Origin of the sequence: Streptomyces sp. NPDC093018, assembly GCF_040684035.1 — a bacterium.
GTDB lineage: Bacteria > Actinomycetota > Actinomycetes > Streptomycetales > Streptomycetaceae > Streptomyces > Streptomyces murinus.
Genome location: NZ_JBFBFF010000005.1, coordinates 466,198 through 480,017, shown reverse-complemented (window position 1 = coordinate 480,017; position 13,820 = coordinate 466,198). Strand labels below are relative to the sequence as shown.

The following is a 13,820-nucleotide window of genomic DNA, read 5'->3' as shown; positions in this document are numbered from 1 at the left end:
GCCACCGCCCGGGGTGTTCGGAGTGTTGGGGGTATTGGGCGTGTTGGGCGTGTTCGGGTTGTGGCCACCGCCGCCCGGGGTGTTCGGGGTATTGGGCGTGTTCGGAGTGTTCGGGGTGTTCCCGCCACCGCCCGGGGTGTTCGGAGTGTTGGGGGTATTGGGCGTGTTGGGCGTGTTCGGGTTGTGGCCACCGCCGCCCGGGGTGTTCGGGGTATTGGGTGTGTTCGGAGTGTTCGGGGTGTTCCCGCCGCCACCCGGGGTGTTCGGAGTGTTGGGCGTGTTCGGTGTGTTCGGGGTGTTGTGCCGGTGGTGGGGGCGCGGTGGGGGCGGCTTGCTGACGGAGTGCACCACCGCGTCGTGGTGTGTCGCGGGCGCGGCCTCGGCGCCGGCGACGCCGACGGTTCCGGCGAGGAGCGCGGCGGCACAGGAAGCCCCTGCTATGCGGGCGACTCGATTTCGAGCGGTAAACATGGGAACCTCGCTATCAGTCGTTGAGGGGTCGAGATCTGCGGCGTTCGAAAGGCCGAGGATGAGATACCAGAGCGCGCCTTCAGTTTTCGACGGAATTCGCAGTCCGGTCACCACCCACATCGCTCGGATGAATAGCATCGAGACTGTCCACGACGATCACAGGCGGCGGGTCCGCCGGCACGGGCACCTGAATGAGAATGGGAACGAAGACGACGTCACCGTGCCTGAACTCGGCTTTTTTCGAGAACCGGTAGCAGACGACCGCACCGGGGTCTCTGCGCGTCTCATAACACCGGAGCGCCGACTTCGCATTCGCGTTCGCCTGTGCACCCTTCGACAGTGCGCTTGCCTCACTCGCATAGGGACCCAATACGCCTGCCGCCAAGAGTGAGAACACGGCTGTTGCGAGCCAGACGCCGCGCAACATCGCCTTCCGCATCCTCACCATCCTGGAAATCGCCAGCACAGGATCCACCTATCAGCGCACAGAGATACACCGGCATCCAGCGCACGACATGTTCCAAGACTCAGCGACCGGGGTTCGGCTGAACAAGAGGCAGAACTACCGACACCGTGGGCGGAAACGCCCACAGCCGCAGGGCGCGTCAGCCGGGAGGTTCGCCCGCTCCGTCGCGCAGCAGGGCCAGGCGTACCAGGTCGGCCCGGCGGTGGCAGCCGGTCTTGCCGCGCAGCCGGTCGAGGTGCGTGTGAACGGTGTGCTCACTAATATTCAACTTGGCGGCGATTTCCCGGTCGGTGGCACCACTCGCGATGAGTTGCAGGATCTGCCGCTCCCGATGCGTAATGCGAGTGTGCTGCTCGCGTAGGGACTGATCCCTCAATCTCGTGGAGAAATAAATATCCCCGGAGGCGACGGCACGGACCGCCGCCAGCAATTCGACTTCCCCGCTGCGCCGGCTCAAATACCCGCTGGCACCCGCTTCGATGAAGAAGAAAAGCTCGGTCTGCGTCTCGGAGGCCGACAGAATGATCGCGGCTTGGCCCTGCTGACGCAGTCGGGCGATAAGACGGGCCATTTCCTCGACAGGCGCCTGAAGGTTCACCAGGACGACGTCCGCGGCCCCCGTCTCGGTGTCCTCGCTCCCCTTGCCGGAGGCGACCCTCCGCATGTCCGGCGCGGTGTCGATCACCTGCTCAAGGCCTCGCCGTAGCAAGGGACAGTCGGAGACGACTGCTACGGCTACACGCACCGGATGTGGGCTCATCGAGGTTCCTGGTCGGCTGGGTGCCACGATCGCATCACTCTCAGAATCCCCGCTCCCCGCCTCCTCGGCATGCCGAGGAGGCCCATCGGGGTCGAGCGCCTCAGCTTTCCCTCAAATAAACAGCGTTCACCTGCCGGGCCGGACCGATCGGGGCGAGCGTTCTGGCACACGCCGTCTCTCAGGGGGAGAGAGGACGAAAGGACGATCCGGGGGCCGAACACTCGATGGCGATCACCAGACGATCCGTCCGCCTGGCCCTTTCCGCGTGTGCCGCCGCGCTGGCGACGACCAGTTGCGGCAGCCCCGGCCATCACGTCACAGCTCCGCCACCTCCGGCCCACCCCGCCCGGGTCACCGCGCCCCAGGTCCCTACCCCGTCGACCGACACGGCTCCCACCCCGTCCGTCCACCAGCTCCCGCTGACCGGCTCGGACGGCATCGAGGTCCTGGCCAGCGGCACCGCGGTCAAGGGCGACGCCACCTACCCGATCCCGGGCGGGATCAAGACGGGCAGAACCCTGGCGATCGCGATCAACTGCGAGGGCCCGGGCCGGCTCGCCGTCCAGGTACGGTCCGGCGGTGTCTCCTTCCCCTTGCGATGCGAGAAGGACAAGGTCCTGCCCTCGATGAACGAGATCCAGATGCCCCGGACCCACTCCACCGGCTCCCTGCGCTTCACCGCGGACCCGGGCGTGACATGGTCCTTCGCGCTCGGCTGGAACCCGAATCCACCCGAGCGGCGGTGACCGCTGCCGCCGTACATCTCCAAAAACGCCAGAGGCCCCGGATCTCTCCGGGGCCTCTGGTCTGATGTGCACTCGGCAGGATTCGAACCTGCAACCTTCTGATCCGTAGCTCTATGTGGATCGGTCGGTGACGGTCAAACCGGTCTGGTTACGGGCTTGAGGGGGTGCTGATGGGCAACGATTGGTTGCTGTGGTTGCTGTACTTCGCTGCTGTACTGCGTCGGCGCCGAGCAACCTTGGGCGTACGCCTGCACACCCACCCATGCAGTGATCGTCGCGGCGCGTCCCATGAGGAACGAGCCAGCTCCCACCATGGGCGCAGTGGCAGTCGTGGTTCCCCTCGCAGTTCTTTGAGTAGGCTCTTCCTGGACAGGGGTGAGTGGATCCATCTCATCCTTTCCGGGGCAGCTCGAACGAGTTGCGCTGGTCGGCCCCATCCGTCACGTCTCCCCAGACCCGGATGGGGCCTTCTTCAGGCCACGAAAGCTAGCAGGGCGCGCGCAGGCTTCCGCTCCTTTCGAGAAGCCCTCTGGCCTGGTGCCGACCACACTCAAGATGTGTACACCGTGTCCGCCTGTAGACCCGTCTACAGGCCCCTGATCTGCACGTATGCCTGGTTACGACCACCGCAGAAAATTGCACTCATCGCAACTGCCTTGCGATCCACGCAGATCGGTGCACATAAGCGTTGAAACCGACATCCAAGGTTGGCTGAATATGATCGGCCGCTGGCTCACCCACACCCACCCACCCCCAGCCCCCATCCCGGTACCGGCCGAATCCCCGCCGGAGGCATTGTTCTGACCGTAGGCGGCGCGCGGAGCGCAGCCGGGGCTTGATGAGGTAGAGAGATCTGTAACAACGGCCTCAGGTCTGCTCGTCGTCCCCCAGCTCATCGCCGTCAGGGGCGGCAGTCAGGGCCGAGCTGCCTGGGTCGGGAGTAGAAGTTGTGCTGAGCCGCAGGCACCCGTCCGTGCCGAACATGTCGATCAGTTGGGATAGGTGGGCTCGAGCCAGGCTGCGCGTGGGGGTTTCTCCGTCGGTCACCCGCGTGACTCCAGATCTGCCCACACGACCTTCCCCCACCGCCGCTCGTCCGCGCCCCAGTTCGCCGCCAACGCCACGACGAGGGCCAGGCCGCGGCCGCCCTCCTCGTCATTCTTCGGCGCGCAGGGCACAGGCAGCGCGTGGGAGAAGTCCGCGACGGCCACCCGTACCGTGCGCGGCGCGATGCGTTCCACCATCACGCGGATGGACCGCCGCCGGGCGTGCCGAACGACGTTGGTCACCAGCTCGGTGACGATCAGGACAGCGTCGTCGGTCAGCTCGTCCAGTCCCCAGGCGGAGAGGGCTACGCGTACCAGGCGGCGCGCGGTCGCGGCGCTTTCGGGGTCCCGTGGCAGCGTCTCGCTGTAGCCGGGGTGCCCGGTCGGACGGACCCGCGTTGTAGGTTGCGGCATGTCGGTCTGCTTTCTCAGATCGGCCGGGCCCTGGGGCAGTTCGCGCGGTCGCCAGAGCGTTGTGCGCTTCGGAGACCCGTATCACCGGTCTGCTGATCAGGCGGTGTTCAGTGAGAGGGCCGTGCGGGAACCACTCAATGGGTCGCCACGTGGTGACGGACACGAGCATGGGCGGCACCGAACTTCCGGCCAATCACCCGTCGTTCTACTTTTGTTCCACTTTCGTCCCGCGGCCCGCGCGCGTCTGCTTCGATGACGGTGGAAGGGAGCGGCGCGTGGCCACCGTGCACCAGTGGACCGGCCTGGAGACCAGGGCCCTGCGTCTTGCCTTGCGGTTGAGCGTGCGGGCCTTCGCCGAGCACCTCGGAGTTGCCGTCGCCACGGTCTCGAAGTGGGAGAGCAAACGCGCGGCAACCGAGCCACGACCCGACACGCAGGCCATCCTCGACACCGCCCTCGCCCGCGCGGACGCCTCCGCCCAGCTGCGCTTCGAGACGATCTTGTCCGGGGTGGCAGGCACCGCGCCGAATGTCTGCCGTGTCGTCGGCACCGGCCCTCGTGCTTGGGAGTACGAATCGTGGGCCGAGGATCTGGACCGCGTGGTGATCGCGCTCTCCCAGCAGAACTTCGCCTTCGCCGACAGCCTCCTCAGCCGCTGGCTGGCCCGGTACGACGCCCGGGAACTGGACGAGAAGGGCCTGTATCTTTTCGCCCGCTCGACCGCGCTGCTCGGTGATCTCAAACGCGACCAAGGCTGCGTACTCGGCCCCCTTTCCGCCCAGCACTCGTATGCGGCGGCACACGCGGTCTTCACTCAGCTCGGCATCCCGCGTCGGGTTGCCCAGCTCGACCTCTCCCTCGCGGTGGTCGCGGAGATGTCCGGCAAGTTGGAGATCGCAGCCCGCCAGTACGAAACCCTCGCCGCCGACGACCGGCTCTCCCCCCGGGACCGTGCCAGGGCCCGCCTGTGGGTCGGTACCGCGCTGAGCAAGAACGGCCGGCATGGCTACGCGACCCGCGTCATGCAGGCCGCGACCCGCGACTTCGAGGACCTGACCGAACCCGATGACTGGTCGGTGGCCCAACAGAAACTCGCCCTGGCCCGCCGTGGTGCCGGCGACCTCACCCAAGCCCTGCACTTCATCGGCATCGCCCGCAGCAGTGGAACCACCGACTCACCGATGCAACGCGTACGGCTGGACACCGCCTACGGCCACATCCTGCTCTCCGACCCGGCGACCCGGGATGATGGACTCCTCGTCCTCGATCAAGCCATTCGCACGGCCGCCCGGTACGGACTCGTGCATCAACTGCGCAGCATCGAGGGCATCAAGGCCACGAGAGAGAGCCGGATTGGCCCCCGGCGACGGTGACAGGGAGAGACGCGTGGGCGACAACCAGCAGGCCATCACCGAGGACCAGTGGCACCGGGCCGCGCTGATCTGGGAGTACCACCAGATGCGCCACGCGCCGCGGCCCGTCGACGTGGCGATCGGCCTGGGCAGTCACGACCTCGGCGTCGCCACCCGCTCCGCCGAGCTGTACCGCGCCGGGCTGTTCCCGACCCTGGTCTTCACCGGCGGCAACAGCCCCACCACCGCCAAGGTCTTCCCACGCGGCGAAGCCGTCCACTACCGCGAACACGCCATCGACCTCGGCGTCCCCTCCGAGGCGATCCTCCTCGAACCGTTCGCCGGCAACACCGGGCAGAACATCACCCTCTCCCGTGAGGTCCTCGCCGCCGCCGGCATCACCCCGGCCACTGTGCTGCTGGTCTCCAAGCCCTACATGGAACGGCGCTCCTACGCGACCGCCCGCAAGCTGTGGCCCGACGTCGAGATCCTCTGCGCGTCGGAGCCGTTGGAGCTCGACGACTACGTGAAGTCCATCGGAGACGAGAAGCTCGTCCTGGACATGCTCGTCGGTGATCTCCAGCGGGTGATCGAGTACCCGAAGCGCGGCTTCGCCATCGAACAGGAGGTCCCGGCTGACGTGCGGGGAGCGTACGAAACCCTCATCCGCGACGGCTTCACCAGCCGACTGATCGCTTCCTGACCTGCCGGAAGCCGGGCGCGCTGCGCGCATCGGCCCTGCCTCGTGCGAGATAAAAGCCAGAGGCCCCGGATCTCTCCGGGGCCTCTGGGCTGATGTGCACTCGGCAGGATTCGAACCTGCAACCTTCTGATCCGTAGTCAGATGCTCTATCCGTTAAGCTACGAGTGCTTGTTCTTTTGTTCTTGTCTCCGTTTCCGTTCCTTTCGGCCCGTTCCGGCGACAGGAAGAACATTACATGACTGCCGCCGTCATGTGAAATCCGTTCCGCACACCCCTTCTGACCTGCGGAAACGTCCAGGAAGAGGGGAACGACGAAGCCCCGGTCCAGTGGACCGGGGCTTCGGTTGGGGCGGAGGCGGAGGGATTTGAACCCTCGATGGGCTTTAAAACCCAAACCGCATTAGCAGTGCGGCGCCATAGACCGGACTAGGCGACGCCTCCAGCACAACCGCTCACGCGAGCGCGCGAGTGGTGCGTGCAGATGATGACACAGCCGCAGGGCCCGTCACCAATCGACCCCTACGGTACTAGGCAGTCCGGCCACAGAGCAAAGGGCTTCTTCGACGGGGTGGCGTTTTCCGGGGGAACGTGGAGCAACGTCCGTCGAGGTCGGGCGTTGAGAGGGGCATGGGTTCTCTTCTGCCGGGTCTCGCAGGGCGCGTCCGTCGCGGCGGCCTCGCCGTCCTCGCCACCGCCGCCGCCGTCACCGCCTCCGCCGTCGTACCGCTGATCGCTGTGCCCGCCGCCGCCCTCGGTCAGGGGCGCGGCGGGGATCACCTCACCGTCGTCGTACGGCATGCCGGGGCCGGGCGGGACGGGACGTACGAGCTGTTCTGTCATCCCGACGGCGGGCATCACCCGGATGTGCGGGGTGCCTGTCAGAAGCTTGACGAGCAGACGCAGTGGGGGCGGGACCTCTTCGCGCCGGTGCCGCCCGGCACCATCTGCTCCATGATCTCCGGCGGGCCGGCCACCGCGCGGGTCACCGGCACCTGGGCGGGACGGCCCGTCGACGCGTCGTACGACCGGAACAACGGGTGCGAGATCGACCGGTGGAACCGGATGGTGCCGCTGCTGCCGAAGATCGGATAGGACCGGTCCAAAGGTCCGGTCGTCACCGCATCGGCGTCACTTCCTCGTGGGACCTCCCTCTCATCCGGCACCCCCCGGACAACACGTGCGCATAGACTCCCTCGCGTGACACGTCGCGGGCCGGTTGGCAAGATGGCCCGAGCGGTCGGCAAGGTGCGGTAACAGGGAGGAAGCGTCTCGTGAGCAGCAGGCCATCCCGAGGCGCTGCTCGCCTCGCAGCCATACTCGACGCTCTGCCGGACGCGTTGGTCCTGGTCAACGCCAACGGAACCGTCGTCAACGCCAACACCATCGCGCTGGAAGCCTTCGAGGCGCCCGGCACCGCGCTCGTCGGGCGCGGGCTGCTCGATCTGCTGCCCGAGTTCGACTCGCGGCTCATCCCGGGCTCCATGCGGCGCCCGGGCCAGCGGGACCCGCAGGGCAGGACCAAGCCGGCCCGGATGGTCGCCCGGCGCACCGACGGGCACGAGTTCCCGGTCGAGGTCACCAGCGCGAACCTGGAGAACGGGCAGCAGGCGTACGACGGTTACGGCTACACGGGCGACGAGCTGCTGATGATCGTCGTCCGGGATCTGTCCGGGACGGTCGACACCGAGGCGGAGCTGGCCCGCTCGCAGCGGCAGACCGAGATGATCCTGCGGGCCGCGTCCGAGGGCGTCGTCGGCACCGACACCGACGGGCGGATCGTGCTCGTCAACCCGGCGGCCGCGCAGATCCTCGGCTACCGGGCGGGCGAGCTGGGCGGCAAGGAGCTGCACAACCTCGTCCTGCACTCGCGGGCCGACGGCTCCCCCTTCCCGTACGCCGAGTCGCCGCTCGCCGACACCCTGCGCTCCGGGCGCAAGCACCGGGTGCGCGGGCAGGTGCTGTGGTCCAAGGGCGACCACCAGGTGCCGGTCGATCTGACCACCGCGCCGGTGCGCGACGGGGACCAGTTGGTCGGCGCCGTGATGACCTTCACCGACCGGCGGCCCTTCGACTCCCTGGTGGACGAGAAGACCACGCTGGAGCAGGCGCACGCCGAGCAGCTGGAGAAGCTCTCCGAGGAACACGCCGCCGACCTCACCGCGCTGCGCCAGGAACATGCCACCGAGGTGGCGGAGCTGCGCGAGAAGTACGACACCGAGCTGGCCGAGCTGCGTGAGCAGCACGCGGAGGAGCTGGCGGCGGGCGAGGAGCGGTACGCCGCGCTCGGCGAGCGGGAGAAGGACCGGTACGAGGCGCTGGCCGGGCGGCACGAGCAGCTGCTCACCCTGGTCGCCCGGTCGCTGCGCGGCCCCCTGGACGAACTGCGGCGCGAACTGGCCGCCCTGGCCGCCGACGACGCCGGACAGCTGTGGCCCGAGGCCAACCAGGTGCTGCACCACCTCTCCGCCGGGTACTCGCGGATCACCACCCTCATCGACAACGTCCTCGCCTATCAGCGGATCGACACGGGCACCGAGGACATCACCCGTACGAAGGTGATGCTGGACGCCGTCGTCGCCGCCGGTGTCGACGGCGCGGTGGAGCTGATCGGCCCCGGCCGGGTGCAGTTCGCCGTGCACGCGCCGCCCATCGAGGCCGAGGTCGACCCGCAGCGGCTCGCCACCGCGCTCGCACACCTGGTGGCGGACGTCGCGGGCGTCGACGCCACCGGCAACGCGCCCGTCTCCACGGGCGGTTACCTCGACAACACCGTGGTCGTCGCGGCAGCGCAGCGCGGTTCGGTCGCCCGGATCGAGGTGCGCGGGCCGTACGCCGGCGGGGACCCGGTGCACGAGCCGATCGTGCGCGGGATCGTGCGCGCCCACGGCGGTGTGCTCCAGACGCACGAGGTGCCGGGCATGAGCGGCAACGCGTACGTCCTGGAGGTGCCGCTCGGGGGCGGCGCGGGCGCGGTCGTGGCACCGTCCGCGCAGCCGGAGCTCGCCGGGACGGCGCAGGAGCCGGCGCAGGAGACCTTCGACGGTGGTCGGCGGCGCGCACGGCGGGGCTCCACGGACGCCTTCCTCGACGCCGATCTGGCCGGTTCGGGCACGCCATCCGGTGAGGCGCCCACCGGACGCCGTCGCAGGCGCGCGGCCGGGGCCCCCGACGAGACGACCGAGGTTCCGGCCGAGGCCACGCAGGGCGCGTCCGGCGGTACCGGGCGGCGCCGCGGGCGGCCCGCCGAGCTCGATCCCGCGCGCGCCGACGCCGGTGCCGGTGCCGGTGCCGGTGCCGACGGGGTGAGCGAAGGAGCCGTGGTGACCGCGGCCGAGCATGCCGCGGGGGCCGCCGCCTCCGGTACGGGACTCGGGGCCGCCGTGCCGCCGGGTGGCGTGCCCGTGCCGGCCGGACATCCCGCCCGCACCGGCGCCGAGCCCGCACCGCAGGCCGCGCTGCCCGCCGCCCTGCCGCCCGCCGGGGGCGAGAGCGCGCCGGGAGCCGAAGGTGGGCCGAGTGCCGAGAGTGCCGCCGACGAGGGGCAGCCCACCGGACGACGGCGCCGTGCGCTGGCCGCCGCGGCCGAGCGGGCCGCCGCGCAGGAGACGGGGGCGCGTACGGTCTTCGCGCTGCCGCCCGCCGCCGCGGACCGCGCTCCGCAGGAGGAGCCGGAGGTTCGGGCACCGCAGACCGGGACCGTGCCGGTTCAGGCCCCGTCGGCCACCGCGCCCGTGCCCGGTGCGGAGGGGCGGCACGACGCGGTACCGCTGAGCCAGGCCGAGGACCACACTCCGCCGCAGCCGCATCCCACGACCGCGCCGACCGGCCGACGCCGCCGCGCGGTGGCACCTCCCGCACAGACCTCGCAGGCCCCGCAGGTCCCGCAGGCCCCGCAGACGGTGCCGACGGTGCAGGCCGCTCCGGCAGCTCAGACCGCCGACTCCGGTACGACGCCGGGGGCTCCGGCGCGACCCGCTCCGGCACAGGCCCCGGCTCAGGCCACGGACGGGCAGGGCATCGCCCTTCCCGCGCAGGCCCCCCGTGCGGTGGCCCCGGGACAGGCCATCCCCGGAACGGCCCTTCCGGCGCAGGCGCAGGCCCAGGGCGCGAACGGCCGGGGCATCGCCCTCCAGGCCGGACCCTCGGTCGCCGTGCCCGCGTCGGCTCCGATCACCCCGGGCGCACCGGCCACTCCGGCCGCCCCGGCTGCTCCGGCTGCTCCGGCTGCTCCGGCTGCTCCGGCTGCTCCGGCTGCTCCGGCTGCCACCGTGACGCCCGCGGCGCCCGCCGCTCCCGTCGCCCCGGCCGCGCCCCAGGCCGCCCCGGCCGCCGGTGCCCCCGCCGCGGGGCCCCTCCCGCTGCCCGCCGAGGCCCCCGCCGCGCGGCAGCCCGCGCCGGCCACCCCGGCCCACGGCACCCCCGTACCGCCGTCGCCGCAGGCACCGCAGCCGCCCCGGGCGGCGCAGGGCGCCCCGGCCGCCGGGGCCGCCGTACCTCCGGGGGCCGCGAGCCCGGCCGCCGGGGCGCCCGTACCGCCGTCGACCCCCGCGGCCGGCACTCCCCTTCCCGCCGCTCAGCCGCCGCGGGCCGCCCAGCCGTTGCCGCTGCCCGCCGAGGCCGCCGGGAGCGTGCCCGCGTACGACCCCGACTCCACCCAGGGCCGGGCCATCAGCGTGCGCACGCTCGGGCAGGGTGTGCCGTTCGCGCGGCAGGTCACGCAGGCCACGCCGCCGCCGCACGCGCCGGGCGGTTCCGGACGGCGCCGCAAGCTCGGGACGCCGCCCGATCCGGCCGCGCGCCAGGAGGCGTCCGGCGAGGCGGTGCCCGCGCAGGGTTCGTCGCTGCCCGGGTCGGCGCGGATCGCGCCCGGGACCGAGGGCGGCGGACGGTCGTACGCCATCGGCGCGCCGGACGCGAACGCGGCCGAGGGGCCGGAGCCGCTGGACGGTCCCGGCGGTGCCGTCGAGGTGTCGGACACCCCCCGGCCGCAGCCGATGGACGACGAGCTGCCCCCGGAGCCGCTGGACAACCCGCGCCGGCTGCTGGTGTGGCCCGCGCCGGACGTGACCACGCAGCAGGCCTTGAGCGAGCGCGGCTACCGGCCGGTGATCGTGCACTCCCGCGAGGAGGTCGACGCGCAGATCGCGGCCTTCCCCGCCGCGCTGTTCGTGGACCCGCTGACCGGCCCGATCACCCGTACCGCCCTCCAGTCGCTGCGCCAGGCCGCCGTCGCCGCCGAGGTGCCGGTCCTGGTCACGGCCGGGATCGGGCAGGCCACGCGGGAGGCGGCGTACGGCGCCGACCCCGCCGTCCTGCTGAAGGCGCTCGCCCCGCGCGACAGCGAGCAGCATCCGCCGCGGGTGCTGCTGATCGAGGAGCACGAGGAGATCGCGCTGGCCCTGACCGCGACGCTGGAGCGGCGCGGGATGCAGGTGGCGCGGGCCGCGAGCGACAGCGACGCGGTGGCGCTGGCGGGCCGGTTCCGGCCGAACCTCGTGGTGATGGACCTGATGCAGGTGCACCGGCGGCGGGCCGGGATCGTGGACTGGCTGCGCGCGAACGGCCAGCTCAACCGCACCCCGCTGGTCGTCTACACGGCCGCCGTCGAGTCCGCCGAGCTGCCCCGGCTGGCCTCGGGCGAGACGGTGCTGTTCCTCGCGGAGCGGTCCACCAGCACCGAGGTGCAGTCGCGGATCGTGGATCTGCTGTCCCGGATCGGCACCAACTAGCCGACGGCGAACGTCATGTGGGGAGGGGCCGGGCTGCTGCCCGGCCCCTCCCCACATGACGCGTGGCTCACAGCCGGGTGACGTCCAGGTCCCCGTCCGCGTAGTTCCTGCGCAGCAGCTTCTTGTCGAACTTGCCCACGCTCGTCTTCGGCACCGCCGCCACGATCGTCCAGCGCTCGGGCAGCTGCCAGCGGGCGATGTGGGCCTCCTCGGCGAGGAAGGCGCGCAGGGTCTCGAAGTCGGCGGTCGCGCCCTCCCGCAGCACGACCGTGGCCAGCGGGCGCTCGCCCCACTTGTCGTCGGGGACGGCGACCACCGCGGCCTCGACGACGTCCGGGTGGGACATCAGCGCGTTCTCCAGCTCCACGGAGGAGATCCACTCGCCGCCGGACTTGATGACGTCCTTGGCGCGGTCGGTGAGGGTGAGGAAACCGTCGGGGGAGATGACCCCGACGTCGCCGGTCTTCAGCCAGCCGTCGGCGCTGAACTTGTCGGCGGGGCGCAGGGGTTCGGCGTCGGGGCCGTTGTAGTAGGCGCCCGCGATCCAGGGGCCGCGCACCTCCAGCTCACCGGCCGACTCGCCGTCCCAGGGCAGGCGTTCGCCGTCGGGGCCGGTCAGGCGGGCCTCGACCCCGGCCGAGAAGCGGCCCTGGGTGAGGCGGTAGCCGAACTCGTCCTCCGTGCCGAGCGAACTGGCCGGCGGACGGGACACGGTGCCGAGCGGGGAGGTCTCCGTCATACCCCAGGCGTGCACGACCGGCATGCCCAGTTCGTCGAAGGCCCGCATCAGACCGGGCGGACAGGCCGCGCCGCCGATGGTGACATGGGTGAGGGTGGAGACGTCACGGGGGCGGGCGAGCAGTTCGCCGAGCAGGCCCTGCCAGATGGTGGGCACGGCGGCGGCGTGGGTCGGCCGCTCCCGCTCGATCATCTCGGCGAGCGGCGCGGGCTGGAGGAAGCGGTCCGGCATCAGCATGTTGACGCCGGTCAGGAAGGTGGCGTGCGGCAGCCCCCAGGCGTTGACGTGGAACTGGGGGACGACGACGAGCGTGGTGTCCTTGTCGGTCAGGCCCATCGACTGGGTCATCTGCACCTGCATGGAGTGCAGATAGACCGAACGGTGGCTGTAGACCACGCCCTTGGGGTCGCCGGTGGTGCCGGAGGTGTAGCACATGGCGGCGGCCTGGCGTTCGTCCAGCTCGGGCCAGTCGTAGTGGGTCGGCCGGTCCGCGATCAGGTCCTCGTACTCGTGCACCCGCGCGGTGGCGCCGGCCAGCGGGGCGCGGTCGCCGGGGCCGGTGACCACGATGTGCTCGACGGTCTTCAGCCGGGGCAGCAGCGGGGCGATCATCGGGATCAGGGAGCCGTTGACGATGATCACATGGTCGGCGGCGTGGTTGATGATCCACGCCAGCTGCTCGCCGGGCAGCCGCAGGTTGAGGGTGTGCAGCACCGCGCCCATGGAGGGGACCGCGAAGTACGCCTCGACGTGTTCGGCGTTGTTCCACATCAAGGTGGCCACCCGCTGGTCGCCGGTGACGCCGAGGGCGTCGCGCAGGGCGTGCGCCAGCTGGGCCGAGCGGGCACCGATCTCGGCGTAGGAGCGCCGCTGCGGCTCGAACTCGCCGGTCCAGGTGATCACCCGCGAGGCGCCGTGGACCGTCGACCCGTGGGTCAGGATCCTGGAGATCAGCAGCGGTACGTCCTGCATGGTGCTCAGCACGGAGTCCTCCCGGCGACGGTGCCTACGCGGTAGTAGGGGGTGCGCCGATTCTGCGCACATACCGAGTGGTATGTCACTAGGTGGAATGTCACTGCGTGCGGAACGGGACGGAAACGGGTCGGAATCGAGATCCGGCGCCCTTCCGCGCCGGTGAGCGGGCATCGCGGGAGCCCGGCACCCCCGTGCAGGGCAGCCGCGCCCCCGCCGACGGGCCACGGGGGGGCGGGTGCCCCGGGCTTGGTGAGTCGCGGGCCTGGGCTCGGTGCGTCGCGCGCCTGGGCCCGGTGAGTCGATGCCCCGGGCACGGTGAGCCGCTGCCCCCGGGCACGGTGAGCTGGTGCCCCCGGGCACGATGGGCCAGCCAGTACCCCGACCTGGTGAGCCGATGCCTCCGGGCGGCGGTGAGCGGG

9 protein-coding genes, 2 tRNA genes and 1 pseudogene are annotated in these 13,820 nt (G+C 71.1%); 5 read left to right on the top strand and 7 right to left on the bottom strand.

The window, feature by feature from the left end; all coding sequences use genetic code 11:
* From AB0N90_RS15480 to AB0N90_RS15470, 3 genes and pseudogenes are all read right to left on the bottom strand, one after another.
* Nucleotides 1-582: pseudogene (locus AB0N90_RS15480) on the bottom strand (hypothetical protein); the annotation flags it as partial.
* The gene (locus AB0N90_RS15475; protein WP_365196582.1) at nucleotides 551-937 is read right to left on the bottom strand and encodes a hypothetical protein; all 387 of its coding nucleotides are present in this window, start codon (nucleotides 935-937) and stop codon (nucleotides 551-553) included. The gene AB0N90_RS15475 and the pseudogene AB0N90_RS15480, both read right to left, overlap by 32 nt.
* Before the next feature lie 139 nt (nucleotides 938-1,076).
* The gene (locus AB0N90_RS15470; protein ID WP_365196580.1) at nucleotides 1,077-1,622 is read right to left on the bottom strand and encodes a response regulator transcription factor; all 546 of its coding nucleotides are present in this window, start codon (nucleotides 1,620-1,622) and stop codon (nucleotides 1,077-1,079) included.
* A gap of 299 nt (nucleotides 1,623-1,921) precedes the next feature.
* Between AB0N90_RS15470 and AB0N90_RS15465 the strand changes: the two genes are divergently transcribed.
* Nucleotides 1,922-2,443, top strand: coding sequence for a hypothetical protein (locus tag AB0N90_RS15465; protein ID WP_365196578.1), 522 nt, complete (start codon nucleotides 1,922-1,924; stop codon nucleotides 2,441-2,443).
* A 1,043-nt stretch (nucleotides 2,444-3,486) separates the two neighbouring features.
* Here the strand turns inward: AB0N90_RS15465 and AB0N90_RS15460 are convergent.
* Complete coding sequence (locus tag AB0N90_RS15460; protein ID WP_365196575.1) at nucleotides 3,487-3,903, bottom strand: ATP-binding protein; 417 nt, start codon at nucleotides 3,901-3,903, stop codon at nucleotides 3,487-3,489.
* Between the two features lie 275 nt (nucleotides 3,904-4,178).
* On the opposite strand from AB0N90_RS15460, the gene AB0N90_RS15455 reads away from it, so the two are divergent.
* Nucleotides 4,179-5,276 (top strand): hypothetical protein, encoded by a 1,098-nt coding sequence (locus AB0N90_RS15455; RefSeq protein ID WP_365196747.1) that lies wholly within the window; start codon nucleotides 4,179-4,181, stop codon nucleotides 5,274-5,276.
* 13 nt (nucleotides 5,277-5,289) lie between these two features.
* Nucleotides 5,290-5,958 (top strand): YdcF family protein, encoded by a 669-nt coding sequence (locus tag AB0N90_RS15450; RefSeq protein WP_365196573.1) that lies wholly within the window; start codon nucleotides 5,290-5,292, stop codon nucleotides 5,956-5,958.
* Between the two features lie 95 nt (nucleotides 5,959-6,053).
* On the opposite strand, the gene AB0N90_RS15445 is transcribed toward AB0N90_RS15450, so the two are convergent.
* Both AB0N90_RS15445 and AB0N90_RS15440 read right to left on the bottom strand, forming a co-directional pair.
* Nucleotides 6,054-6,126 (bottom strand) — tRNA-Arg (locus tag AB0N90_RS15445).
* A gap of 182 nt (nucleotides 6,127-6,308) precedes the next feature.
* Nucleotides 6,309-6,399 (bottom strand) — tRNA-Ser (locus tag AB0N90_RS15440).
* 186 nt (nucleotides 6,400-6,585) lie between these two features.
* Here AB0N90_RS15440 and AB0N90_RS15435 point away from each other — a divergent pair.
* Together AB0N90_RS15435 and AB0N90_RS15430 are read left to right on the top strand one after the other, a co-directional pair.
* Nucleotides 6,586-7,050, top strand: coding sequence for an SSI family serine proteinase inhibitor (locus AB0N90_RS15435; RefSeq protein ID WP_365196570.1), 465 nt, complete (start codon nucleotides 6,586-6,588; stop codon nucleotides 7,048-7,050).
* Between the two features lie 179 nt (nucleotides 7,051-7,229).
* Nucleotides 7,230-11,687 carry a PAS domain-containing protein gene (locus AB0N90_RS15430; protein ID WP_365196568.1) on the top strand — a complete coding sequence of 1,486 codons (4,458 nt, stop codon included), beginning with the start codon at nucleotides 7,230-7,232 and terminating at the stop codon, nucleotides 11,685-11,687.
* Nucleotides 11,688-11,754: 67 nt separating this feature from the next.
* Here the strand turns inward: AB0N90_RS15430 and AB0N90_RS15425 are convergent, their stop codons facing one another.
* Nucleotides 11,755-13,410, bottom strand: coding sequence for a long-chain fatty acid--CoA ligase (locus AB0N90_RS15425; protein WP_365196566.1), 1,656 nt, complete (start codon nucleotides 13,408-13,410; stop codon nucleotides 11,755-11,757).
* Nucleotides 13,411-13,820 lie beyond the last annotated feature (410 nt).